General features: G+C 69.3%; 20 protein-coding genes. 13 read left to right on the top strand and 7 right to left on the bottom strand.

Features of this window, described 5'->3' with window-relative positions; translation table 11 throughout:
* The first annotated feature begins 44 nt into the window (after window positions 1–44).
* Together AB0M87_RS08255 and AB0M87_RS08250 are read left to right on the top strand one after the other, a co-directional pair.
* Window positions 45–1,676 carry an allophanate hydrolase gene (locus tag AB0M87_RS08255; RefSeq protein ID WP_365851095.1) on the top strand — a complete coding sequence of 544 codons (1,632 nt, stop codon included), beginning with the start codon at window positions 45–47 and terminating at the stop codon, window positions 1,674–1,676.
* A gap of 56 nt (window positions 1,677–1,732) precedes the next feature.
* Window positions 1,733–2,827 (top strand): winged helix DNA-binding domain-containing protein, encoded by a 1,095-nt coding sequence (locus AB0M87_RS08250; protein ID WP_365851094.1) that lies wholly within the window; start codon window positions 1,733–1,735, stop codon window positions 2,825–2,827.
* A 33-nt stretch (window positions 2,828–2,860) separates the two neighbouring features.
* On the opposite strand, the gene AB0M87_RS08245 is transcribed toward AB0M87_RS08250, so the two are convergent.
* Complete coding sequence (locus AB0M87_RS08245; RefSeq protein WP_365851093.1) at window positions 2,861–3,715, bottom strand: GNAT family N-acetyltransferase; 855 nt, start codon at window positions 3,713–3,715, stop codon at window positions 2,861–2,863.
* Between the two features lie 54 nt (window positions 3,716–3,769).
* Window positions 3,770–4,594: a LuxR C-terminal-related transcriptional regulator gene (locus AB0M87_RS08240; protein WP_365851092.1), complete on the bottom strand. Its 825-nt coding sequence runs from the start codon at window positions 4,592–4,594 to the stop codon at window positions 3,770–3,772.
* A 134-nt stretch (window positions 4,595–4,728) separates the two neighbouring features.
* On the opposite strand from AB0M87_RS08240, the gene AB0M87_RS08235 reads away from it, so the two are divergent.
* From AB0M87_RS08235 to AB0M87_RS08225, 3 genes are all read left to right on the top strand, one after another.
* Complete coding sequence (locus AB0M87_RS08235) at window positions 4,729–6,408, top strand: AMP-binding protein (RefSeq protein ID WP_365851091.1); 1,680 nt, start codon at window positions 4,729–4,731, stop codon at window positions 6,406–6,408.
* Window positions 6,405–8,009 carry an AMP-binding protein gene (locus AB0M87_RS08230; RefSeq protein WP_365851090.1) on the top strand — a complete coding sequence of 535 codons (1,605 nt, stop codon included), beginning with the start codon at window positions 6,405–6,407 and terminating at the stop codon, window positions 8,007–8,009. The genes AB0M87_RS08235 and AB0M87_RS08230 overlap by 4 nt, the downstream gene beginning before the upstream one ends.
* A gap of 66 nt (window positions 8,010–8,075) precedes the next feature.
* On the top strand, window positions 8,076–8,846 hold the full coding sequence (locus AB0M87_RS08225) for a polysaccharide deacetylase family protein (RefSeq protein WP_365851089.1): 771 nt from the start codon (window positions 8,076–8,078) through the stop codon (window positions 8,844–8,846).
* Between the two features lie 32 nt (window positions 8,847–8,878).
* Here the strand turns inward: AB0M87_RS08225 and AB0M87_RS08220 are convergent, their stop codons facing one another.
* A complete protein-coding gene (locus tag AB0M87_RS08220) occupies window positions 8,879–9,634 on the bottom strand; it encodes a hypothetical protein (RefSeq protein WP_365851088.1) in 756 nt (251 codons plus the stop codon).
* 234 nt (window positions 9,635–9,868) lie between these two features.
* On the opposite strand from AB0M87_RS08220, the gene gcl reads away from it, so the two are divergent.
* On the top strand, window positions 9,869–11,653 hold the full coding sequence (gene gcl, locus AB0M87_RS08215; protein WP_365851087.1) for a glyoxylate carboligase: 1,785 nt from the start codon (window positions 9,869–9,871) through the stop codon (window positions 11,651–11,653).
* A gap of 56 nt (window positions 11,654–11,709) precedes the next feature.
* Here gcl and pip read toward each other — a convergent pair whose 3' ends face one another.
* From pip to AB0M87_RS08195, 4 genes are all read right to left on the bottom strand, one after another.
* Window positions 11,710–12,684, bottom strand: a complete 975-nt coding sequence (gene pip / locus AB0M87_RS08210; RefSeq protein ID WP_365851086.1) for a prolyl aminopeptidase — start codon at window positions 12,682–12,684, stop codon at window positions 11,710–11,712.
* Window positions 12,685–13,138: 454 nt separating this feature from the next.
* Window positions 13,139–14,596: a catalase gene (locus tag AB0M87_RS08205; protein WP_365851085.1), complete on the bottom strand. Its 1,458-nt coding sequence runs from the start codon at window positions 14,594–14,596 to the stop codon at window positions 13,139–13,141.
* 187 nt (window positions 14,597–14,783) lie between these two features.
* Window positions 14,784–15,674, bottom strand: coding sequence for a 2-hydroxy-3-oxopropionate reductase (locus tag AB0M87_RS08200; protein WP_365851084.1), 891 nt, complete (start codon window positions 15,672–15,674; stop codon window positions 14,784–14,786).
* Window positions 15,675–15,708: 34 nt separating this feature from the next.
* A complete protein-coding gene (locus tag AB0M87_RS08195) occupies window positions 15,709–16,530 on the bottom strand; it encodes a TIM barrel protein (protein WP_365851083.1) in 822 nt (273 codons plus the stop codon).
* Window positions 16,531–16,652: 122 nt separating this feature from the next.
* On the opposite strand from AB0M87_RS08195, the gene AB0M87_RS08190 reads away from it, so the two are divergent.
* The 7 genes from AB0M87_RS08190 to AB0M87_RS08160 all read left to right on the top strand — a co-directional run bounded on the left by AB0M87_RS08190 (window position 16,653) and on the right by AB0M87_RS08160 (window position 22,616).
* The gene (locus AB0M87_RS08190; RefSeq protein ID WP_365851082.1) at window positions 16,653–16,949 is read left to right on the top strand and encodes a hypothetical protein; all 297 of its coding nucleotides are present in this window, start codon (window positions 16,653–16,655) and stop codon (window positions 16,947–16,949) included.
* Window positions 16,946–17,323: a helix-turn-helix domain-containing protein gene (locus tag AB0M87_RS08185; protein WP_365851081.1), complete on the top strand. Its 378-nt coding sequence runs from the start codon at window positions 16,946–16,948 to the stop codon at window positions 17,321–17,323. Before AB0M87_RS08190 ends, AB0M87_RS08185 begins: the two co-directional genes overlap by 4 nt.
* 156 nt (window positions 17,324–17,479) lie before the next feature.
* Window positions 17,480–18,010 carry a 2-oxo-4-hydroxy-4-carboxy-5-ureidoimidazoline decarboxylase gene (gene uraD, locus AB0M87_RS08180; protein WP_365851080.1) on the top strand — a complete coding sequence of 177 codons (531 nt, stop codon included), beginning with the start codon at window positions 17,480–17,482 and terminating at the stop codon, window positions 18,008–18,010.
* Window positions 18,007–18,396 (top strand): hydroxyisourate hydrolase, encoded by a 390-nt coding sequence (gene uraH, locus AB0M87_RS08175; RefSeq protein WP_365851079.1) that lies wholly within the window; start codon window positions 18,007–18,009, stop codon window positions 18,394–18,396. Before uraD ends, uraH begins: the two co-directional genes overlap by 4 nt.
* Window positions 18,397–18,403: 7 nt before the next feature.
* Window positions 18,404–19,327, top strand: coding sequence for a factor-independent urate hydroxylase (gene pucL / locus AB0M87_RS08170; RefSeq protein WP_365851078.1), 924 nt, complete (start codon window positions 18,404–18,406; stop codon window positions 19,325–19,327).
* Between the two features lie 223 nt (window positions 19,328–19,550).
* Window positions 19,551–20,936, top strand: coding sequence for an 8-oxoguanine deaminase (locus AB0M87_RS08165; RefSeq protein ID WP_365851077.1), 1,386 nt, complete (start codon window positions 19,551–19,553; stop codon window positions 20,934–20,936).
* 234 nt (window positions 20,937–21,170) lie between these two features.
* The gene (locus AB0M87_RS08160; protein ID WP_365851076.1) at window positions 21,171–22,616 is read left to right on the top strand and encodes a nucleobase:cation symporter-2 family protein; all 1,446 of its coding nucleotides are present in this window, start codon (window positions 21,171–21,173) and stop codon (window positions 22,614–22,616) included.
* Window positions 22,617–22,618: the final 2 nt, after the last annotated feature.

Genomic DNA, 22,618 nt, shown 5'->3' with positions numbered 1-22,618 from the left:
CCGTGCAACCGCCACCCGCGCAACCGAGAGAGGCACCCACATCGATGACCGACCGCCTGCTCGCCCGTGTCCGCGCCGCCTACGACCGCATCGCGGAGGTCGACCGTCCGGAGATCTGGATCAGCCTGCGCCCGCAGGCGGAGGTCGAGGCCGAAGCGGCGGCGACCGACCCGGCGCTGCCGCTCGCCGGCCGGCTGCTCGCCGTCAAGGGCAACATCGACGTCGCGGGCCTGGAAACCACCGCCGGCTGCCCCTCGTACGCCTACGAGCCGGTCCGGGACGCACCGGTGGTGGCCCGCCTCCGCGCGGCCGGCGCCGTCGTGCTCGGCACCACCAACCTGGACCAGTTCGCCACGGGGCTGGTCGGCACGCGTTCGCCGTACGGGGCGGTGCGCAACGCCGTCGACCCCCGCCGGATCAGCGGCGGGTCGAGCTCCGGCTCGGCCGTCGCCGTGGCACTCGGCATCGCCGATCTGGCGCTCGGCACCGACACCGCGGGCTCCGGACGGGTCCCGGCGGCCTTCAACGGCATCGTCGGACTGAAGCCCACCCGGGGCCTGGTGCCGACCGGGGGCGTCGTGCCGGCCTGCGCGAGCCTGGACTGCGTGACGGTCTTCGCCCGAACACTCCCCGAGGCCGAGCAGGCGCTGGCCCACCTGGTCACCGGGGGCGGAGCGCCCCCGGCCCGCGCGCCGGGACCCTGGCGGATCGCCGTCCCGGACGCCGCCCAGCTCGGCGAGCTGGACGCGGGCTGGGCCGACGCGTTCCGCAGTACCGCCGCCCGCCTCCAGGCGGCCGGGGTCCGCCTCCAGCCCGTGGACCTCGCACCGTTCACCGAAGCGGCCGCGATGCTCTACGAGGGTGCCTTCGTCGCCGAGCGCTATACGGCGGTCGGCGACTTCGTCGACAAGCGGACCGAACAGGATGCCCACGACCTGGATCCGACCGTCGCCCAGATCATCCGGCGCTCCCGTGATATCCCGGCCCACCGGCTCTTCGCCGACCAGGAGAGGCTCTCCGCCCTCCGCTCCCGCGCCATGGCCGCGCTCGGGGACGCGGACGCTCTGCTGCTGCCGACCACGCCCGGCCACCCCACCCTCGCCGAGGTCGCCGCCGACCCACTGGGTACCAACGCCCGCCTCGGACGGTTCACGAACTCCACCAACCTGTTCGACCTGGCCGCGGTCGCCGTACCGGCCGGCACCGTGGCCGGGCTGCCGTTCGGGGTGATGCTGATCGGCCAGGCGCACACCGACGGCCGACTGGCCCGGATGGCCCCGCTTCTCACCCCGTCCACCCAGGTGGCCGTCGTCGGCGCGCATCTGACCGGCCAGCCTCTCAACCCCCAACTTCTCGCCCTGGGTGGCCGTTTCACCCGTACGACCGCCACGGCGCCCTGCTACCGCCTGTACGCACTGCCCACCGATCCGCCCAAACCGGGCCTGGTGCGGGACTCCGAAGGGGGCGCGGCCATCGAGGCCGAGGTGTGGGAACTGCCCCCTGCGGGCCTGGGTGGCCTGGTCGCCGCTCTCCCTCGTCCCATGGCCCTCGGCAGCGTGGAACTCGCTGACGGCAGCCGGGTACCGGGGTTCCTCTGCGAACAGACCGCGCTGCGGGAGGCCGCCGACATCACCTCGTACGGAAGTTGGCGGACCTATCTGCACAGCCGCGGCTGAGTGCGCTGGTCCCTTGCGGACGGAGGGTGTCCGCAAGCCCCGGTAGCGTTCCGCGTATGGCCTTGATGAGTACGCGCGCACTCAACCGCGCCACCCTGTACCGCCAACTCCTGCTGCGCCGCGAGGTGATGCCCGCCAAGGACGCCGTAGCCCATCTGCTGGGCCTGCAGGCCCAGAACACCAAGCCGCCGTATTACCAGCTCTGGTCCCGTCTCGAAGGGTTCGATCCGCAGGAGCTGTCCGGTCTGCTGCAGAGGCGCGAGGCCGTCCGGATCGTGACCATGCGCTCCACCATCCACCTGCACACCGCAGACGACGCGCTGACGCTGCGCCCGCTCGTCCAGGCCGCCCGGGACCGTGAGCTGGCGGCGTTCCGCAAGGGCCTGGTGGATGTCGACCTCGATCGGCTGGCCGAACTCGCGCGCTCCCTGGTCGAGGAGCAGCCGCGCACCATGAAGGAGATCCGCGAACAGCTGCTGACCCGGTGGCCGGATGCCGATCCGTCGGCTCTCTCCATCGCGGCCCGGTGCCGGCTGCCTCTGGTGCAGGTCACTCCGCGCGGGCTGTGGGGCAGGAGCGGTCAGGTCGCGCTCACCACCATCGAACGGTGGCTGGACCGCAAGCCCGAGCCCGTCCCCACACCCGACGCCACCGTGCTGCGCTATCTGCGTGCTTTCGGCCCCGCGTCGGTGATGGACATGCAGAAGTGGGCGGGACTGACCAGGTTGGGCGAGGTGTTCGAGCGGCTGCGGCCGCAGCTGATGACTTTTCAGGATGTCAACGGAGTCGAGCTCTTCGACCTTCCGGACGCCCCGCGTCCGGATCAGCACACCCCCGCGCCGCCCCGCTTCCTGCCCGAGTACGACAACCTGCTGCTGGCTCACGCCGATCGCACCCGGGTGATCCCGGCGGAGTACCGGGGCCGCAACGGCACGGGGAATCAGACGTTCGGCAGCTTCCTCGTCGACGGATTCCTGGCCGGTATCTGGCGGCAGAAGGAGTATCGGGGAGCCGTCACCCTGCAGATCGACCCGTTCGCCCGGCTGGGTCGCGACGACCGGGCGGCGCTGGTGGCGGAGGGCGAGCGCCTGGTCCGGGAAATGAGCGGTGTCACCGCGCGGGACGTCAGCTTCGGCGCATTCCGTGACTGAGCGCGGGCCTGCAGCGGCGAGTACGATGCCGGTTCAGCCGAGTTCCAAGGTGGTGACCCCGTAGACGCGGTCTTCGGCGAGCGGCCGGATCGGGCCGGTGTACATCCGGGCCGTTTCGAAGGCCGGCGTCAGACCGAGTGACTGCGCCAGGGCGACACCGGCCGGATTCGCATCCGGGACATCCACCGCGACCTGCGCCGGACCCGCCTCGGCGGCCAGCGCCGCGTACAGCGCCCGCGCATCGGACGGTGAGTCGGCGAACAGCGGGCCGATCCGCAGGGTTTCGCGCGCCGGACGGAGCACCGCGAAGCCGGTCAGCCGGCCGTCGACGACCCGGACCAGGGCCCGGTGCCCCTGCGTGGTCAGCCATCGGTCTAGGAAGCGCGGGCGGTCGGCCGGCCAGCACGCACTGTCGTACGCCGCAACGGCGGCCCGGTCCGCAGCGGTGATTTGGCGGACGTGTGCGGGCCGCTCGCCGGTGCCGATCCGGCCGACGTGGCGCACCGTGCGATGGGCCGGGGTGAAGCCCGACCGGCGGTAGTTGTCCTGCTGAGCGACCACGCCGTCAAGACCAAGGGTCCTGGCCCCCGCGTGCGCGAGTCCCGCCCGCCAGGTGGCCGAGCCGTACCCGCGGCCGCGCTGATCGGGGCGGACCAGGTAGCAGCCGAGGAAGGCGTAGCCGTCACCGTAGTTGACCAGCGAGATCGCGGAGACCGGGTCGCCGTCCAGGCAGCCGAGAAAGAAGCCCGCCGGGTCCTGGGCGAAGAAACTCTCCTCATCGCGCAGCCCCGGGTTCCAGCCCTCGTCGTACGCCCAACCGCTGATCACCGGCCAGTCGTCCCGGGTCGCCCGCGCGACGACAAGCCGCTCAGCGGATGTGTACGTCATGGGTGCTCTCCCTCTGTGTTCCCGGGCCCCCGGAACCCCGAGTCGGCGCGGAGCTCATGGAAGCAGCCCCGCCCGCCGGGCCGCCACCACCGCTTCCAGCCGGGTGTGCGCGCCGAGCTTCCGCATGGCGGACCGCAGATAGCCTTTCACGGTCTCCGGCTTCAGTCCCAGCCGCTCGCCGGTCACGGCGTTGGTGGCGCCGGTCGCCACCCAGGCCAGCACATCCACCTCACGGGTGGCCAGCGCGATCCGCCGTTCCCCCGGCTGCCGGCCGCCGCCCGCCAGCCGCCCGCAGACCGCCAGCAGTTCCTCGCGCAGCCACGGGTCCACGACGCGCGGCGCCAGCGTGCGCAGTTCGCTGTGTGCCTCCCGGACCTGTTCCCAGGCGCCCGGACCGGCCACCGGCTCCCGCGCCGCGGCCAGCAGCTGCTGCACCTCGTCCCGTACGACCAGCGACTGCTCGACGTCCCGTGCCGCTTCGACGGCCGCGTTGTACGTGCGGTCGCCGAAGGCCAGCGGCGCGCGCACCGCGCCGTACAGCACACCGCGCACCTTGCGTCGCACGACCACCGGCACCGCGAGGACCGCGTGCAGCCCTTCCGCACCCACCGCGGTGTCGTACTCGTGGCTGATATGCAGCGATGCCCGGTAGTCGGTCACCGCGCAGGGGCGGGACAGCGCGATCGATTTGCCGCCGAGGCCATTGCCCGCGGACACGGTCAGTCCGCGCAGCGCGGGTGTCGCGGTGCCGCTCAGCTCGGCGATGCGCAGCTGTCTGCTGTCGGTCAGCAGGCCGCCGAAGGCGACCGGCAGCCCGGTGACGCGGCGCAGCCGCTGCAGCGCCGCTCGCATCTCCACTGCCTCGACCGGCTCCGGCACGCGCGCTTCCTTTCTCTCCGGGGACCGGGGGTGTCTCCTGGGAGAGACACAGCCTTCGCCCCCGTTCGGGGGTAGTGAGACCTGGGGCACTGATTACACGATGCTGAGGACCGGTCCCGCAATGAGGAGGACGCATGGCGCCACAGAACGCGACGGAGGAATTCCGTGCCGCACGGGATTTCCTGCTCCAGCACCGTGAGGAGTACGCCACGGCCTACGAGGGTTTCCGCTGGCCGCGGCCGGCGAATTTCAACTGGGCGCTGGAGTGGTTCGACGTCATCGCCCAGGACAACAGCAGGACCGCGCTGCACATCGTGGAGGAGGACGGCACCGAGACCAAGGTGTCGTTCGCCGAGATGGCCGTACGGTCCGTCCGGGCGGCCAACTGGCTGCGCGACCGGGGCGTACGGCCGGGCGACCGCATCCTGGTCATGCTCGGCAACCAGCAGGAGCTGTGGGAGACGGCGCTGGCCGCGATGAAGCTGCGGGCCGTCGTCATCCCCGCCACCCCGCTGCTCGGCCCCGCCGACCTGCGGGACAGGATCACTCGCGGCCGCGCCCGCCATGTCCTGGTCCGGAGCGAGGACACCGCGAAGTTCGCCGACGTGCCGGGCGGCTACACCCGGATCGCGGTGGGCCCGGACACGCCGGAGGGCTGGCTGGACTACCGCGACGCTGAGGCAGCGTCCGCCGAGTTCGAGCCGGCCGGCGTTACCGCGGCGGACGACTCACTGATGCTCTACTTCACGTCCGGCACGACGGCCCAGCCCAAACTGGTCGAGCACACGCACGCGTCCTACCCCATCGGCCACTTGGCGACGATGTACTGGATCGGGCTGCGCCCCGGCGACGTGCACCTCAACATCTCCTCGCCCGGATGGGCCAAGCACGCCTGGTCGAACCTCTTCGCACCGTGGAACGCGGAGGCGACGGTCTTCATCCACAACTACACGCGCTTCGATCCGGCCCGGCTGATGGCCGAGATGGACCGGGTCGGTGTGACGTCGTTCTGCGCGCCGCCGACCGTGTGGCGGATGCTGATCCAGGCCGACCTGAGCCAGTTGCGAACGCCCCCGCGCGAGGTCGCCGCGGCCGGCGAGCCACTGAACCCGGAGGTCATCGAGACCGTGCGGCGGAAGTGGGGAGTGACGATCCGGGACGGCTTCGGGCAGACCGAGACCGCCGTCCAGGTGGCCAACACCCCGGGGCAGGAGCTCAAGGCGGGCTCGATGGGCCGCCCGACACCCGGCTACAAGGTCGAGCTGCTGGACCCGGTCAGCGGTCAGCCGGGGGTGAGCGAGGGGGAGATCGCCCTCGACCTCTCGGCGGAACCCGTCGGTCTGATGGTCTGCTACCACGGTGATCCGGAGCGCACGGCCGCGGCGATGGCCGGCGGTTACTACCGCACCGGAGACATCGGCTCGCGCGACGCCGACGGCTACATCACCTACATCGGCCGGTCGGACGACGTGTTCAAGGCGTCCGACTACAAGATCTCGCCCTTCGAGCTGGAAAGCGCACTGCTGGAGCACGAGGCGGTCGCCGAGGCCGCGGTCGTCCCGGCGCCCGATCCGGTGCGGCTGGCCGTGCCGAAGGCGTACGTGGTTCTCGCGGAGGGCTGGGAGCCGGGTCCCGGCACGGCGAAGGTGATCTTCGAGCATTCGCGGGCGGTGCTGGCCCCGTACAAGCGGATCAGGCGGATCGAGTTCGGGGAACTGCCCAAGACCGTCTCCGGGAAGATCCGGCGGATCGAGCTGCGTGAGGCGACGGCGGCCGGTTCCACCTCCGAGTACGACGAGGAGACACTCCGGTGACCACGTCACAGGAATCGCTCTCGTACGTGCATGGCACCGGCACGACCGCGCTGCTCGGTGACACCATCGGCGGCAACCTGGACCGGGCGGTCGCCGCCTTCCCGGAGCATGAGGCGCTGGTGGACGTGGCGTCGGGGCGCCGGTGGACGTACACCCGGTTCGGTGCGGCGGTGGACGAACTGGCCCGCGCCTTCACCGGGATCGGGGTCCGCAAGGGTGACCGGGTGGGCATCTGGGCGGTCAACTGCCCGGAGTGGGTGCTGGTGCAGTACGCTACCGCGCGGCTCGGCGCGATCATGGTGAACATCAATCCGGCCTACCGGGCACACGAAGTGGAGTTCGTGCTGAAGCAGGCCGGCATCACGGTGCTGATCGCGTCCACCGAGCACAAGGGAAGCGACTACCGGGCGCTGGTCCAGGAGGTACGCGGCAACTGCCCGGCGTTGCGGGCCGTCCACTACATCGGCGACCCGTCCTGGGAAGAGCTGCTCGCAGCGGCCGGACCGGAGACGTTCGACACCGCGCTCTCCTGCGACGACCCGATCAACATCCAGTACACCTCCGGCACCACCGGCTTCCCGAAGGGGGCCACCCTCTCTCATCACAACATCCTCAACAACGGTTACTTCGTCGGTGAGTTGGTCGGTTACTCGGAGCAGGACCGGATCTGTCTGCCGGTCCCCTTCTATCACTGCTTCGGGATGGTCATGGGAAACCTCGCCGCTACCTCGCACGGTGCGTGCATCGTCATCCCGGCCCCCTCGTTCGACCCGGCGGCCACGCTGCGCGCAGTCGAGCAGGAGCGGTGCACCTCGCTCTACGGGGTGCCGACCATGTTCATCGCCGAACTGAACCTTCCCGGGTTCGCCGACTACGACCTCTCCTCGCTCCGCACCGGCATCATGGCGGGCTCGCCCTGCCCGGCCGAGGTGATGAAGCGGGTCGTCGCCGAGATGCACATGGCCGAGGTGTCGATCTGCTACGGCATGACGGAGACCTCTCCGGTTTCCACCCAGACGCGCCGCGACGACGACCTGGAACGCCGCACCGGGACCGTCGGCCGGGCCCTGCCGCATCTCGAGGTGAAGGTCGTCGATCCGGCGACGGGAGTGACGGTGCCGCGTGGCGTGGCGGGGGAGCTGTGCACCCGCGGCTACAGCGTGATGCTCGGCTACTGGGAGGAGCCGCAGCAGACGGCCGGAGCGATAGACGCGGGCCGCTGGATGCACACCGGTGATCTGGCGGTCGTCCGTGAGGACGACTACGTGCAGATCGTCGGCCGGATCAAGGACATGATCATCCGTGGCGGTGAGAACGTCTACCCGCGCGAGATCGAGGAGTTCCTCTACGGTCACCCGAAGATCGTCGACGTGCAGGTGGTCGGGGTGCCGGACGAGAGGTACGGCGAGGAGATCCTGGCCTGTGTCATTCCGCGTGATCAGACCGATCCACCCACGTTGGAGGAGATCGCCGAGTACTGCCGCGGGCAGCTGTCCCACTACAAGATCCCACGGGCCCTGCAACTCCTGGAGGACTTCCCCATGACCGTCAGCGGAAAGGTCAGGAAGGTGGAACTCCGGGAGCGTTTCGGCCATCACTAACGGTGTGGCCGGCTGAGGAACTCCCACTATACACTCGGTATATACATCGTGTGTATAGTCCGGGTCATGCCATTGCTGAGAAAGAAGGCAGCGGCGCGGTTCGGATCCGCCGCTGCCCTGGCCGCGCTCATGTCCGTTGTGCTGAGCGGCTGTTCGATGGACACCACCTCGCCGTCCGCGGCGCGGAAACACGCGGACGGTAAGCACCCGGCGGATTTCGGCCCCGTCGACTGCCGCGAGGCCAAGTGCATAGCGCTGACCTTCGACGCCGGGCCGGGACCGAACACCCCGCATCTGCTGGACGTCCTGAAGGAGAAGAAGGTCCATGCGACGTTCTTCCTGCTCGGCAAGAATCACGTGATGAAGTACCCCGGCGTCGTGAAGCGCGAGGCGGCCGAGGGACATGAGGTCGGCAACCACACCTGGACCCACAAGATCCTGACGAAGCAGAGCGCGGATGTGGCACGCCAGGAGATAGAGAAGACCGAGGTCGCGGTGGAGAAGATCACCGGCACCCGGCCCCGGGTGATGCGTCCGCCGCAGGGCAGGACCAACGACAGCGTCTCCAAGATATGCAAGGAGCTCGGCGTCTCCCAGGTGCTGTGGAGCACCACCGCCAAGGACTTCTCCACCAACGACACGGCGCTCATCGAGAAGCGGACGCTCGAGCAGGCCGAGCCCGACGGCATCATCCTGCTGCACGACATCTACCCGGGCACGGTGCCGGCCGTCTCCGGCATCATCGACACCCTGCGCGAGCGCGGCTACACCTTTGTCACCGTGCCGCAGCTGGTCGCCCCCGCCCAGCTGAAGCCGGGCGCGATCTACCGGCCGTAATTCCTGTCCGCGGCAGTTCGAGTGCCGCGGTGTCACGCGCCCGTCTGCACCAGTTCGGTGGCCGGGGCGTTGACCGGCTGCGGGGCGCCGGTCAGATCCATCACGAAGAGCGGGACAGCCAGTTCGTCAGCCCGGGCGCGCGCCTCGTCGGCGTACCCCGCGAGGGAGAAACAGACGCTGATCGCCGACGCGCTCAGACCGTTCAGCCACAGGCACTCGATGTCCCGCAGTACGGCGGGGCGAGTGGTGGCCTCAACGCTGGCGACCAGGTCGGGGCCCCGCAGGTCGATGCCGGAAGCGGGCCGCCTGCCCGGCTGCCGGACGTTGCGGAAGCCCAGCCACTCCAGATAGCGGGCGGCCGCGGACACCGCGTCGCCGGCGGTACGGATCGTCACCGGCCGGAACGCCGGACGGGCAGCGGCCCGGCCGGTCCCGGCGGCAGACGCCGCGGGCGGTGGCTCGCTCACCGGCCGTACCGGAATCCGCAGGACCGCGCCGCAGGAGCAGCCGAGCTCCGGCTGCGGCCACTCGTCGTGCCGCCCGCAGGTCTCGCAGCGCACCATGACCCAGTCCTCGGACCAGGTCCGGTGAGTGATCGGCTCCGGGGGAGCGCCCTCCAGCAGCGGTGGCGCCAGCGGCGCTCCGCAGGCACACGGCAGGACCGCGGCGACATACGCGTGCTCCCGGAGGCAGGCCGGGCAGCGCACCCGTGCGGTCCCGGCGGCCTTTCCCGCGCCGTCCGAGGGGATCTCTCCGGTGCCCGCGTCCTCTCCCCTGCCCGTTCCCATGGGCTCATCGTCCACCAAGAGCGCGGCCCGGGGGAGGGACTTCGGACATTGACGCCCCCGCGACGGCCTTCGGTCGCCGTGCGCGGCCCCGCGAGCATGCTCCCTTGACGGCGGACCGGAACAGCTCTTACATTGCTTCCGTATAGCAGAAATAGAATTCCGTAATGCGGAAATGGGCGATCTCAGGTTGGCGCGACAGGAGGCCCACTCCGACTGGCCGAGCAGGAGTACTCAATGCCACGTATGACCGCTGCCCGAGCGGCAGTTGAGATCCTCAAGCGCGAGGGCGTCACGCACGCGTTCGGGGTGCCGGGTGCGGCGATCAACCCGTTCTATGCGGCACTCAAGGCCGCAGGCGGTGTGCAGCACACGCTCGCGCGCCATGTCGAGGGTGCCTCGCACATGGCTGAGGGATACACCCGTACCCACCCAGGCAACATCGGCGTCTGCCTCGGTACGTCGGGACCGGCGGGCACCGACATGATCACCGGGCTCTACTCGGCGATCGGCGACTCGATCCCGATCCTCTGCATCACCGGCCAGGCGCCGACCGCGGTGATGCACAAGGAGGACTTCCAGGCCGTCGACATCGCGTCGATCGCCAAGCCGGTGACCAAGGCGGCCACCACCGTCATGGAGGCGGCGCAGGTGCCCGGCGTCGTCCAGCAGGCCTTCCACCTGATGCGCTCGGGGCGGCCGGGGCCGGTCCTGATCGACCTGCCGATCGACGTCCAGATGACCGAGATCGAGTTCGACCCGGAGACCTACACGCCGCTGCCGGTCTACAAGCCGGTCGCGAGCCGCGCTCAGATCGAGAAGGCGATCACGCTGCTCAACGAGTCGCAGCGGCCGCTGATCGTGGCGGGCGGCGGCATCATCAACGCCGACGCCTCCGACCTGCTGGTGGAGTTCGCCGAGCTGACCGGTATTCCGGTCGTCCCCACCCTGATGGGCTGGGGCATCCTCGCGGACGACCACGCGCTGAACGCCGGCATGGTGGGTCTGCAGACCTCGCACCGCTACGGCAACGCGACGTTCCTGGAGTCCGACTTCGTCCTCGGCATCGGCAACCGCTGGGCCAACCGCCACACCGGCAAGCTGGACACGTACACCAAGGGCCGCAAGTTCGTGCACGTGGACATCGAGCCGACTCAGCTCGGCAAGATCTTCGCCCCGGACTTCGGCATCGCCTCGGACGCCAAGGCGGCGCTGGAGCTCTTCGTCGAGGTGGCGCGCGAGCTGAAGGCCGCCGGCCGGCTCCCGGACCGTACGGAGTGGGCCGCGTCGGCCCAGGACCGCAAGGCCAGGCTGCAGCGCCGCACCCACTTCGACAACGTGCCGATCAAGCCGCAGCGGGTGTACGAGGAGATGAACCGCGCCTTCGGCCCCGACACCCGGTATGTCTCCACCATCGGTCTCTCGCAGATCGCCGGTGCGCAGATGCTGCACGTCTACAAGCCGCGTCACTGGATCAACTGCGGCCAGGCGGGCCCGCTGGGCTGGACGATCCCCGCCGCGCTGGGCGTCGCCACCGCCGACCCGGAGACGACGGTCGTCGCGCTCTCCGGCGACTACGACTTCCAGTTCATGCTCGAAGAGCTGGCGGTCGGCGCGCAGCACAACATCCCGTACGTCCATGTCCTGGTGAACAACGCCTACCTCGGCCTGATCCGCCAGGCGCAGCGGAACTTCGACATCGACTTCCAGGTCAATCTCGAGTTCGAGAACATCAACACCCCCGAGATCGGCGTCTACGGCGTGGACCACGTCAAGGTCGCCGAGGGGCTGGGCTGCAAGGCGATCCGGGTCACCGAGCCGGACCAGCTGCTGCCCGCCTTCGAGGAGGCCAAGAAGCTGGCCGCCGAGTACCGGGTGCCGGTCGTCGTCGAGGCCATCCTGGAGCGGGTCACCAACATCTCGATGAGCGGCGGCGACATCGCCGGCGTCAACGAGTTCGAGGACATCGCCACGGAGCCGGGCCATGCCCCGACCGCGATCCTGCCGCTGATCACTTCCTGACCAGCGCCACGAAGGGGCGGGCCACCGGTGCCGGGTGGTCCGCCCCTTCGGCGTGCTCATACGGGCCGGCTGCCCGACGAACCGAACCGGTCGAGGACCCGGAGTTCGGCGTCCCGCAGGGTGGCACTGCCCTTGTGCCCGGCGTCCTCGATGACGGTCAACTCCGCTTCGGGCCAGGCCTGTGCGAGTTCCCAGGCAGTGGTGTACGGGCTGCTCAGATCGTGCCGGCCGTGGAAGAGGGCACCCGGGATGCCCTTCAGCCGGTGCGCGTCGCGCAACAGCGCGCCCTCGGCCAGCCAGGCGCCGTGTGAGAAGTAGTGCGACGCGATCCGGACCAGGGCGACCCTGGCCGCGGACGGCCGGTCGCTGAACGGACGGGCGGAGCCGTGCGGCTCCAGCGAGAGCACCGCGTCCTCCCACTCGCACCAGTCGGCGACCGCCTTCGCCCGCACCTCCGGATCGGGGTCCGACGCCCGCCGGGCGTACGCGGGGACCAGGCCCGCGTCGTCCCCGGACTCGGGGGCACCGGCCCGGAAGCGGGCCAGTGCCTCGGGGAAGAAGCGGCCCACACCGCCGTACAGCCAGGCGATCTCCGAGCGCCGGGTCATGGTGACCCCACCGATCACGATCTCCGACACCCGCTGCGGGTGCGCCTCGGCGTACGCCAGGATCAGCGTAGAACCCCAGGATCCGCCGTACAGCAGCCACTGCTCGATGCCCAGGTGCTCCCTCAGCTGCTCCATGTCGCTGATGAGGAGGGGGGTGGTGTTGCGGGACAGGTCGGTGGCCGGGTCGCCGGCGTGCGGGGTGCTGCGTCCGCAGTTGCGCTGGTCGAAGAGGATGACGCGGTAGCGCGCCGGGTCGAAGTACCGGCGGGCGCGCACGGAGCAGCCGGAGCCGGGGCCGCCGTGCACCACGAGGGCCGGCTTGCCCGCCGGGTTGCCGCACGTCTCCCAGTACAGAAGGTTGCCGTCACCGGTGTCGAGCAGGCCCTGCTCGTACGGCTCGATGGGCGGGTGGAGCTCGGTCATGCCACAGTCCTCTCAGGGTCGGCCGGAACCCGCACGCAAAAGGAGCGCGGAACAAGGGACCGTATCCTTGTTCCGCGCTCCGGCATGGAGTTTTTTCGGGCCTGAAGTCTGGTACCGCCCGGCGGCACGAGGCTGGGCGCGACAGGACGTTCGCGTCGCCGGGCGGGGCTTGTGGTGTCCGGCTCGGCTCCCCGGCGGACGAAGCCCGGGGAGCAGGGCGGGGGTGGCGTCGAGAAGCCGAGGACCGCGGCGGAGGCGATTGGCCATCGGCACGTCGTTCTTCAGGTCAGAACAGCGTGCCGGTGGCTTTGACCACCGCACTGGCATCGCGACTCCGTCGCGGTCCTCGGGTGCGTCCGTGCCGTCGGCCACCCCTCATTCGGGTCGGCGGCACGGACTGCGAAGTGGTCCTGACCTCCCGTCAGGTCCACTGCGCGGTTTCTGGCGGGCGGACTCAGTCCTCGCGCAGGGCGCGCACCGCTTCTTCGACACGCTTGCCGTACTCCGGGTCCGCGGCGTGGAAGTGGGCGAGGTTCTTCTCGATCACGTCGTCGCGGGAGACCTGCGAGAGACCGCCGGCGATGTTGGAGATCAGACGGGACTTCTCGTCGTCCGTCATGACCCGGTACAGCTCGCCGGCCTGGAAGAAGTCGTCGTCCTTGACGTGCGCCGGGGCGGCGTGCGTGCCGGTCCAGCCGGCGACGGCGACCGGGGCGGCCAGGGCCGCGTCCGACTGGGTCGGGCCCGCATACGAGTTGGGCTCGTAGTTCTTGTCCTGACGGGAGCCGTACCGGGTGGCCATGGAACCGTCACGGCCGTAGTTGTCGGCGGTGGCGTTCCGCGGCGCGTTGACCGGGAGCTGGGTGTGGTTGATGCCCACCCGGTAGCGCTGCGCGTCGGCGTAGGCGAACAGGCGGCCCTGGAGCATCTTGTCGGGCGACGGGCCGATACCGGGAACGAAGTTGTTCGGGGAGAACGCGGCCTGCTCGACCTCGGCGAAGATGTTGTCCGGGTTGCGGTCCAGGACCAGGCGCCCGACCCGCTGCAGCGGATAGTCGCTGTGCGGCCACACCTTCGTCACGTCGAAGGGGTTGAAGCGGTACTCCGCCGCCTCGGCGGCCGGCATGATCTGCACGTGCAGCGTCCAGGACGGGTTGACGCCCCGCTCGATGGCCTGGAGCAGATCCGTCTGGTGGCTGTTCGCGTCCTTGCCCACCAGCTCGGCAGCCTGTTCGGCGGAGAGGCTGCGCACACCCTGGTTCGTCTTGAAGTGGTACTTGACGAAGAAGGCCTCGCCCGCGGCGTTGGTCCACTGGTAGGTGTGCGAACCGTAGCCGTTCATGTGGCGGTAGGACGCCGGGATGCCGCGGTCGCCCATCACCCAGGTCACCTGGTGGGTGGCCTCGGGGGAGTGCGCCCAGAAGTCCCAGACGTTGTCCTGCTCCTGCCGACCGGTGAACGGGTCGCGCTTCTGCGAGTGGATGAAGTCGGGGAACTTGATCGGGTCCTTGATGAAGAACACCGGGGTGTTGTTGCCGACCAGGTCGTAGTTGCCCTCGTCGGTGTAGAACTTCAGCGCGAAGCCGCGGGGGTCACGGACCGCGTCCGCACCGCCCAGCGAGTCGGCCACGGTGGAGAAGCGGGCGAACGTCTCGGTGCGCTTGCCGACGGCGGACAGGAAGTCGGCGCGGGTGTACGCGGTGACGTCGTCGGTCACCTCGAAGTAGCCGTGGGCGCCGGAGCCGCGGGCGTGGACCACGCGCTCCGGGATGCGCTCGCGGTTGAACCGCGCCAGCTTCTCCAGCAGATGCTGGTCCTGGAGCAGGATCGGGCCGCCGACGCCGGCGGTGGCAGAGTTCTGATTGTCGGCGACCGGGGCGCCTGACTCGGTCGTAAGCACGCGCTTCGACATCGTGGACCTTCCGTACTGGAGCTGCTGACGGTTCCAGGAGCGTAGATTCGCGGAGAATGTAACGTCAACAGTTTGTTGAATTTTAGGAGTGGGTCCGGGCGGCGGCAGCGCCTGGGCGCGACAGGACAGGTGTCAGCGCTGCCGCAGCCCGGAGTTCAGGGGAGGGCGATGCCCTCGGGGTGGCGTCTCAGACCTGCTGGCCCGACAGCCGCTCGACCGAGCGGAGCAGCGCCGAGTGGTCGAGGCCGCCGTCGCCCTGGGTGCGCAGGGAGGCGACCAGCTGGGCGACGACCGCGCCGACGGGCAGGGCGGCGCCGACATTGCGGGCGGCGTCGGTGACGATGCCCATGTCCTTGTGGTGCAGGTCGATCCGGAAGCCGGGCTTGAAGTCCCGGTTCAGGAAATTGTCCTTCTTGCGGGTCAGTACGGTGGAACCGGCCAGGCCGCCGTTGAGCACGTCGAGCGCCGCGGTGAGGTTCACGCCGGACTTCTCCAGGAAGACCACGGCCTCCGCGCACGCCTGGATGTTGACCGCGACGATCAGCTGGTTGGCGGCCTTCACCGTCTGGCCGGAGCCGTGCGGGCCGCAGAGCACGATGGTCTTGCCCAGGGCGTCCAGGATCGGCTTGGCGGCGTCGAAGTCCGCCTGCTCGCCGCCGACCATGATGGACAGCACGGCCTCGATGGCGCCGGCCTCGCCGCCCGACACCGGGGCGTCCAGCACGCGCAGGCCCTTGGCGGCGCCCGCCTTGCCCAGGTCGACCGAGGTCTGCGGGGTGATCGACGACATGTCGATCAGCAGCGTGCCCGGCCTGACGTTCTCCAGGATGCCGTCGGCGCCGTAGGCGATGGCCTCGACCTGCGGGGATGCGGGCACCATGGTGATCACCACATCGGCGTCCCGCACCGCGTCGGCGATCGAGGCGGCGGCGGTGCCGCCGGCGGCCGCCAGGCGGTCCAGTTTGTCCTGCTCCAGCGTGAAGCCGGTCACCGAGTAGCCGGCCTTGATCAGGTTCTCGGACATGGGGGAGCCCATGATGCCGAGACCGATCCACGCGATCTTGGGGAGACTGCTCATGAGGGTGCCTCTTTCAACACGCAGGTGAAGATGGTCAGTTGGTGCGCCAGCCGAAGGCCTCGGCGCTCGGGCCGTCACCCGGCTTGTACTCCAGTCCGACCCAGCCCTCGTAGCCGGCCTTGGCCAGCCGGTCGAGCAGGTCGGCCAACGGCAGGGAGCCGGTGCCGGGAGCGCCACGCCCCGGGTTGTCGGCGATCTGTACGTGGCCGGTCTTGGCCGCGTAGAGGTCGATGACCTCGTTGAGGTCCTCGCCGTTCATCGCCAGGTGGTAGAGATCGAGCAGGAACGTGGCGTTCCCCAGCCCGCTGAGTTCGTTGACCTTGTCGACGACCTCGATCGCGGCCGGGGCGCTCACCAGCGGGTACAACGGCGATTCCGGCTTGTTGAGAGCCTCGACGAGCAGGGTCGCGCCCACCCGGTCGGCCGCGCGGGCCGCCAGCACGAGGTTCTCCAGGGCCAGCGCGTCCTGGGTGGCCGGGTCCACGCCGTCGACCCGGTTGCCGTAGAGCGCGTTGAGCGCTTTGCAGCCGACCGAGGCGGCGAAGTCGGCCGCGACATCGATATTGGCGCGGAAGCGGTCCGACTCCTCGCCGGGAACGGAGAGCGCACCACGGTCCGGGCCGGGCAGCCGGCCGGCGTAGAAGTTCAGCCCCACCAGCTGCGTTCCGGCATCGTCGAGAGCCTTCTTCAGCGCGTCGAGCTCGGCCTGCGGCGGGGTGGGGGTCTCGACCCAGGGCCACCACAGCTCGACCGCGCTGAAACCGGCCGCGGCGGCGGCCGCTGGACGTTCCAGAAGCGGGAGTTCCGTGAAGAGGATCGAGAGGTTCACATCGAAGCGCTGGTCCGTGAAGGCCATTGAAAGTGCGCTCCTTCCGTATCGCGGAAGTTAGTTTCTGCTTGATGGAAGATTGCCTGTTCCTCGGGAGAGCTGTCAAGTGCGCCTCTCGTTTTTCCTGACCGGCGCAGTAGGTTGAGCAGGTGCGATTGAGAGTGGAGTTCACGACCGAGCCCTTCGACCTGGACGAGGCGCCCGCGCATGCCGTGGTGGCCCGGGAGGTCATCCAGGCGGCCGAGCTGGACGCCGTGGACGTCGGTCCGTTCGGCAACACGGCGGAAGGCGCGTCGGACGCCGTACTGACCGCGGTCGACGCGCTGCTCCGCCGGGCGCTCGGTGCGGGCGCCACCCGGGTCTCGCTCCAGGTGAACGTGATCGGGTCGGACGCCGCGGACCCGCCGGGTGACCGGAACGGACCCCAGGGAGAGGGCGAGAAGTGACCGAGTCCGGAGACCACCCGCTCGTCGCCGCGGTGAAACCGCTGGTCGATGCCATGGGCGCCGAGATGCTGGTGCCGGATCAGGCCACCGAGGACGATGTGGTCCTCGCCTGGGAGGGCCGGGACGTCCTGGCCGTACGGCTGCCCCAGCTCTCCGACTCCCTCGACCACATCCTGCTGGCGCTCGAGCGCCGGCACGGTATGCCGCTGTCGGAGCTCGACCGGAAGACGAAGCAGTCCGTCGTGCGGATACTGGAGGCGCGTGGCGCCTTCTCCGTGCGACACGGCGTGGAGACCGTGGCGGGCGCCCTCGGGGTCAGCCGTTTCACCGTCTACAACTATCTGAACAGGGATAACTCGACCAAGAGCGAGTGAGCGAGCACACCCCACGGAAAGCCGTCGTCCGCATAGCGGACGGCGGCTTTTCTTCGCCCCAAGTTTTCAACAAAGTGTTGACGTGGTGTTTCCGAGGGCGTTAGCTAGCCGCAGCCCGTCCAGCACAAGGCCGCACAAGTGGCCACGGAGGTCCCCGTGACTTCGAGTACGACACCGGGCCTCGCCCGGTTCAACACCCTGCAGGACAGCGCGGCGCGAGCCGTGCTCCATGAGGTGTGCGCCAGTTCGACATGGGGCGGCAAGCTGCTGGCCCAGCGCCCGTACGCCACCGCAGAAGCCCTCTTCCGCGCCAGTGACGCCGCAACGGCCGAGCTGACCGCGGAGGATCTGGCCGAAGCGATGGCGGGGCACCCGCCGATCGGCCGCCCGAAGCCAGGAGATCCGACGTCCTCCCGTGAACAGCGGGGGATGGCCGGAGCCTCCGACGAACTCAAGACCGAGATGCTCGAACTGAACCTGGCCTACCAGGAGAAGTTCGGGCACGTCTTCCTGATCTGCGCGACCGGCGCCACCGGCGAGCAGATGCGCGACGCCATGAAGGCCCGGATCGGCAACACGCCCGAGCAGGAGCGCGGACATGTGCGCACCGAACTCGGGAAGATCAACCGCATCCGGCTGGCCCTCGTCGTGGAAACAGTCGCAGCAGAAGGAGAGGGAGAGTCTTGAGCACGCAGAGCACCGCTTCGGTGTCCACACACATCCTGGACACCAGCATCGGCCGCCCCGCCGACGGAGTCACCATCTCGCTCGCGGCCCGTACCGGCGCCGGCGCGCAGTGGGTAGCACTGGGCGGATCGGCCACCGACCCGGACGGGCGTTGCAAAGACCTGCCGGCTCTGCCGGAAGGAACCACCCATGTACGGCTCGACTTCGAAACCGAGCAGTACTTCACCAAGAAACAAGCCGAGGCACAGCAGGACGCCCCCCGCGTAAGGGACAGCGGCGCTTTCTTCCCGGAGGTGGCGATCACGTTCGCCGTCGTACCGGGTGAGCACTTCCACGTACCGCTGCTGCTCAACCCGTTCGGCTACTCCGTATACCGAGGGAGCTAGCACCGACATGCCCACGATTCTCGGCCAGAACCAGTACGGCAAAGCAGAGAACCGCGTAGTCAAGATCACGCGGGACGGCGACACCCACCACATCAAGGACCTCAACGTCTCCGTCGCCCTCTCCGGCGAGATGGAGGAGGTCCACTACTCCGGCTCCAACGCGAGCGTCCTGCCGACCGACACCACCAAGAACACGGTGTTCGCGTTCGCCAAGGAGCACGGCATCGAGTCCGCCGAGCAGTTCGGCATCCACCTGGCCCGGCACTTCGTCACCAGCCAGGAGCAGATCCACATCGCCCGGATCCGGATCGAGGAGTACTCCTGGAACCGGATCGCCACCTCGGACGCCAGCTCGCAGTTCATCGGGGCCGACGAGGTCAGGCACTCCTTCGTCCGCCAGGGCCAGGAGATGCGCACCTCGCAGATCACCTTCGACGGTGAGAAGTGGCAGGTCATCTCCGGTCTCAAGGACCTGACAGTGCTCAACTCCACCAACTCGGAGTTCTGGGGCTTCGCCAAGGACAGGTACACGACGCTCAAGGAGGCCTACGACCGCGTCCTCGCGACCGATGTCTCCGCCCGGTGGCGGTACAACTGGACCAGCGACGCGGACCGCATGCCCAACTGGGAGAAGTCCTACGAGCAGGCCAAGAAGCACATCCTGCAGGCCTTCGCCGAGACGTACAGCCTGTCTCTGCAGCAGACCATGTACCAGATGGGGTCGCGGGTCATCAACCACCGCAGCGAGATCGACGAGGTCCGCTTCTCGCTGCCGAACAACCACCACTTCCTGGTGGACATGGAGCCCTTCGGGCTCAAGAACGACAATGAGGTCTACTTCGCCGCGGACCGTCCCTACGGGCTCATCGAGGGCACCATCCTGCGGGACGGCGTCGAGGCTCAGATCCCGGTCGACCTGACGAACCTCTGAGAGTCCGCCGGGCGCCGGACCGGAGGCCGCCCGACAGGCTCTGAGAGCGGCCGGGCACACCACCGCCGGCTGGAGCAGCCGCCGGCGGTGGTGTGCCGGACCGGATCACCAGTCCACCTTCACCGGATACTTCTACTTCGGCACCCGGAGCCTCCCGGCCTCGGCACTCAATACTCCCGGGGTCCTGCCGTGCCCACGCCACTGAGAGAAAAGGAGAAGCACCATGGCAGCAACGGCAGCCGAGCGGATCGTCATCGAGAACGTCGCCATCGCCACGGTCGACGCCCAGGACACCGAGTACGCATCGGGCCATGTGGTCGTCGCCGGGAACCGCATCGAGTCGGTGGGCGCCGGGAACGCGCCCGCGGGGCTCACCGATGTGGTCCGGCGGATCGACGGCACCGGACATCTGGTGACCCCCGGACTGGTCAACACCCATCACCACTTCTACCAGTGGATCACCCGGGGAATCGCCACCGACCACAACCTCTTCAACTGGCTGGTCGCGCTGTATCCGACCTGGGCACGCATCGACGAGCAGATGGTGCGCGCGGCCGCGCAGGGCTCCCTGGCGATGATGGTCCGGGGAGGGGTGACCACCGCCATGGACCACCACTACGTCTTCCCGCAGGGTTCCGGCGACCTGTCGAGCGCCATCATCGGGGCCGCCTCCGAGATGGGGGTGCGCTTCACGCTGGCCCGCGGTTCCATGGACCGCAGCGAGAAGGACGGCGGCCTGCCTCCGGACTTCGCCGTGGAGACCCTCGAGGGCGCGCTCGCCGCCACCGAAGCCACCATCGACCAGCACCACGACGCGTCCTTCGATGCGATGACCCGGATCGCCGCCGCACCCTGCTCCCCCTTCTCCGTCTCCACCGAACTGCTCAAGCAGGGCGCCGAGCTGGCGCGCCGCAAGGGCGTCAGGCTGCACACCCACGGGAGTGAGACCGTCGAGGAGGAGCAGTTCTGCAAGGAACTGTTCGGCATGGGCCCGACCGACTACTTCGAGTCGACCGGCTGGCTCGGCGACGACGTCTGGATGGCGCACTGCGTCCACATGAATGACTCGGACATCGCCGCCTTCGCCCGCACGGGCACCGGTGTCGCCCACTGCCCGTCCTCCAACGCCCGGCTCGCCGCGGGTATCGCAAGGGTCCCCGACATGCTGAAAGCCGGCGTTCCGGTCGGTCTCGGCGTCGACGGCACCGCGTCCAACGAGTCCGGCGAGCTGCACACCGAGCTGCGCAACGCGCTGCTCATCAACCGCCTCGGCGCCCATCGCGAGGCCGCGCTCAACGCCCGGCAGGCGCTGCGCCTCGGTACGAATGGAGGCGCACAGGTCATGGGCCGCGCGGCTGAGATCGGCTCCCTGGAACCGGGAAAGCTCGCCGACCTGGTGCTGTGGAAGATGGACACCCTGGCCCACGCCTCGATCGCCGATCCGGTGACCGCGCTGGTCTTCGGAGCCGCGGCACCGGTGACCCTCTCCCTGGTGAACGGCAGAACCGTCGTCGAGGACAACCACCTGACCACGGTGGACGAGGACGCCATCGCCCGCTCCACCCGGGACGAGGCGCAGCGTCTCGCGCGCATCGCCGCGCAGGGCTGAGCCGCCCATGAAGCTCCGGTCGGGGAGGACGGTCCCCGGCCGGCGGCCGTGCACCCGAGCGGGGTGTGCGGCAGCCGTGACCGGAGGACGTGTGCCCAGAGTGCACACGTCCTCCGGGACGGTGACGTACCCGGATCCGTTCCACCACCGCAGCCGCACCTGCCCAACGCATGTTCGCACCACCTCCCTGATACCCGCGTCACCGCCGACGCGTCACCGACCGGAGGAGCCGACGTGGCCGCCCAGCCCAGGTTTCGCAATGATGCAGATGTAGCCCCCGACAGCGCACGGCCCCTCGATGCCGCACGCCCCGCCGGTACCACCGACGGCGCGAAGCACCCCGTCGACGAGGTCCTGCCGCCCTTCAAGATGTTCACCAGCGGTCTGCAGCATGTGGCCGCCATGTACGCCGGCGTTGTCGCCCCGCCCATGATCGTCGGCCCCGCCGTCGGGCTCAGCGCGAAGGAAACGGCGTTCCTGGTGGGAGCGAGCCTCTTCACCGCCGGCCTGGCCACCCTGCTCCAGACGCTCGGTGTCTGGCGGATCGGCGCCCGGCTGCCGTTCGTCAACGGTGTTTCCTTCGCCGGCGTCACCCCGATGATCGCGATAGGCAAGGGCCGGGGGCATGACGGTATCGCCGTCATCTTCGGCGCGATCATCGTGGCGAGCGTGATCGGTTTCGTCATCGCCCCGTACTTCAGCAAGTTGCTCCGCTTTTTCCCACCCGTCGTGACCGGCACCGTCATCACCCTGATCGGTGTCTCCCTGCTGCCGGTCGCCTTCGGCTGGGCGCAGGGCACCCAAGGAGCGGCGGGCTACGGCTCGATGAAGAACATCGGCCTGGCAGCCGTCACTCTGGCGATCGTGCTCGCCCTGCGGAAGCTGCTGCGCGGCTTCCTCCAGCAGATCGCGATCCTGCTCGGTCTGGTGATCGGTACGGTCATAGCCATCCCGATGGGAATGACCAGCTTCGACGCGGTCACGAGCGCCGACCCGATCGGCTTTCCGACACCCTTCCACTTCGGCGCACCGCAGTTCGAGATATCCGCCATCATCTCGATGTGCATCGTCATGTTGGTCTGTCTGACCGAGTCGACCGCCGACATGCTGGCACTGGGCAAGGTCGTCGGCCGTCCCGCCGACGAGCGGACCATCGAGGGCGGACTGCGCGCCGACACTCTCGGCAGCGCGCTCAGCCCGCTGTTCAACGGCTTCATGGCGAGTGCCTTCGCACAGAACATCGGCCTGGTGGCGATGACCAAGGTGCGCAGCCGGTTCGTCGTCGCGGTCGGCGGCGGCATTCTGATCGTGCTCGGGCTCTGCCCGATGGCCGCATCGGTGATCGCGCTGGTGCCGCTGCCGGTGCTGGGTGGGGCCGGGGTCGTGCTCTTCGGCTCGGTGGCCGCGAGCGGCGTGCAGACGCTTGCGAGCGCAGCCATGGAAAAGGGTGAGAACGCGCTGATCGTCGCCACCGCACTCGGCATCGGGCTGATCCCGATCGCCGCGCCGGACTTCTACCATGCGTTCCCGAAGGACGTGTTGGTGGTCCTCGACTCGGGTATCTCGACCGGTTGTGTGGTGGCCATCGTGCTCAATCTGGCCTTCAACCATCTGGGGAGGAAACCGGCTCCGGAGGTCCTGGAGGAGCAGGCGCTCGCCGAGGCCGCAGCAGCGCACTGACC

Source organism: Streptomyces sp. NPDC051320 (assembly GCF_040682175.1).
Taxonomy (GTDB): domain Bacteria; phylum Actinomycetota; class Actinomycetes; order Streptomycetales; family Streptomycetaceae; genus Streptomyces.
This window is presented reverse-complemented; position numbering and strand designations above follow the sequence as displayed.

Excerpts from the sequence above, each read along its gene's own strand:
- AB0M87_RS08255 (WP_365851095.1), top strand. The coding sequence starts at position 45 with ATGACCGACCGCCTGCTCGCCCGTGTCCGCGCCGCCTACGACCGCATC.
- AB0M87_RS08250 (WP_365851094.1), top strand. The coding sequence starts at position 1,733 with ATGGCCTTGATGAGTACGCGCGCACTCAACCGCGCCACCCTGTACCGC.
- AB0M87_RS08245 (WP_365851093.1), bottom strand. The coding sequence starts at position 3,715 with ATGACGTACACATCCGCTGAGCGGCTTGTCGTCGCGCGGGCGACCCGG.
- AB0M87_RS08235 (WP_365851091.1), top strand. The coding sequence starts at position 4,729 with ATGGCGCCACAGAACGCGACGGAGGAATTCCGTGCCGCACGGGATTTC.
- AB0M87_RS08225 (WP_365851089.1), top strand. The coding sequence starts at position 8,076 with ATGCCATTGCTGAGAAAGAAGGCAGCGGCGCGGTTCGGATCCGCCGCT.
- AB0M87_RS08220 (WP_365851088.1), bottom strand. The coding sequence starts at position 9,634 with ATGGGAACGGGCAGGGGAGAGGACGCGGGCACCGGAGAGATCCCCTCG.
- gcl (WP_365851087.1), top strand. The coding sequence starts at position 9,869 with ATGCCACGTATGACCGCTGCCCGAGCGGCAGTTGAGATCCTCAAGCGC.
- pip (WP_365851086.1), bottom strand. The coding sequence starts at position 12,684 with ATGACCGAGCTCCACCCGCCCATCGAGCCGTACGAGCAGGGCCTGCTC.
- AB0M87_RS08205 (WP_365851085.1), bottom strand. The coding sequence starts at position 14,596 with ATGTCGAAGCGCGTGCTTACGACCGAGTCAGGCGCCCCGGTCGCCGAC.
- AB0M87_RS08200 (WP_365851084.1), bottom strand. The coding sequence starts at position 15,674 with ATGAGCAGTCTCCCCAAGATCGCGTGGATCGGTCTCGGCATCATGGGC.
- AB0M87_RS08195 (WP_365851083.1), bottom strand. The coding sequence starts at position 16,530 with ATGGCCTTCACGGACCAGCGCTTCGATGTGAACCTCTCGATCCTCTTC.
- pucL (WP_365851078.1), top strand. The coding sequence starts at position 18,404 with ATGCCCACGATTCTCGGCCAGAACCAGTACGGCAAAGCAGAGAACCGC.
- AB0M87_RS08165 (WP_365851077.1), top strand. The coding sequence starts at position 19,551 with ATGGCAGCAACGGCAGCCGAGCGGATCGTCATCGAGAACGTCGCCATC.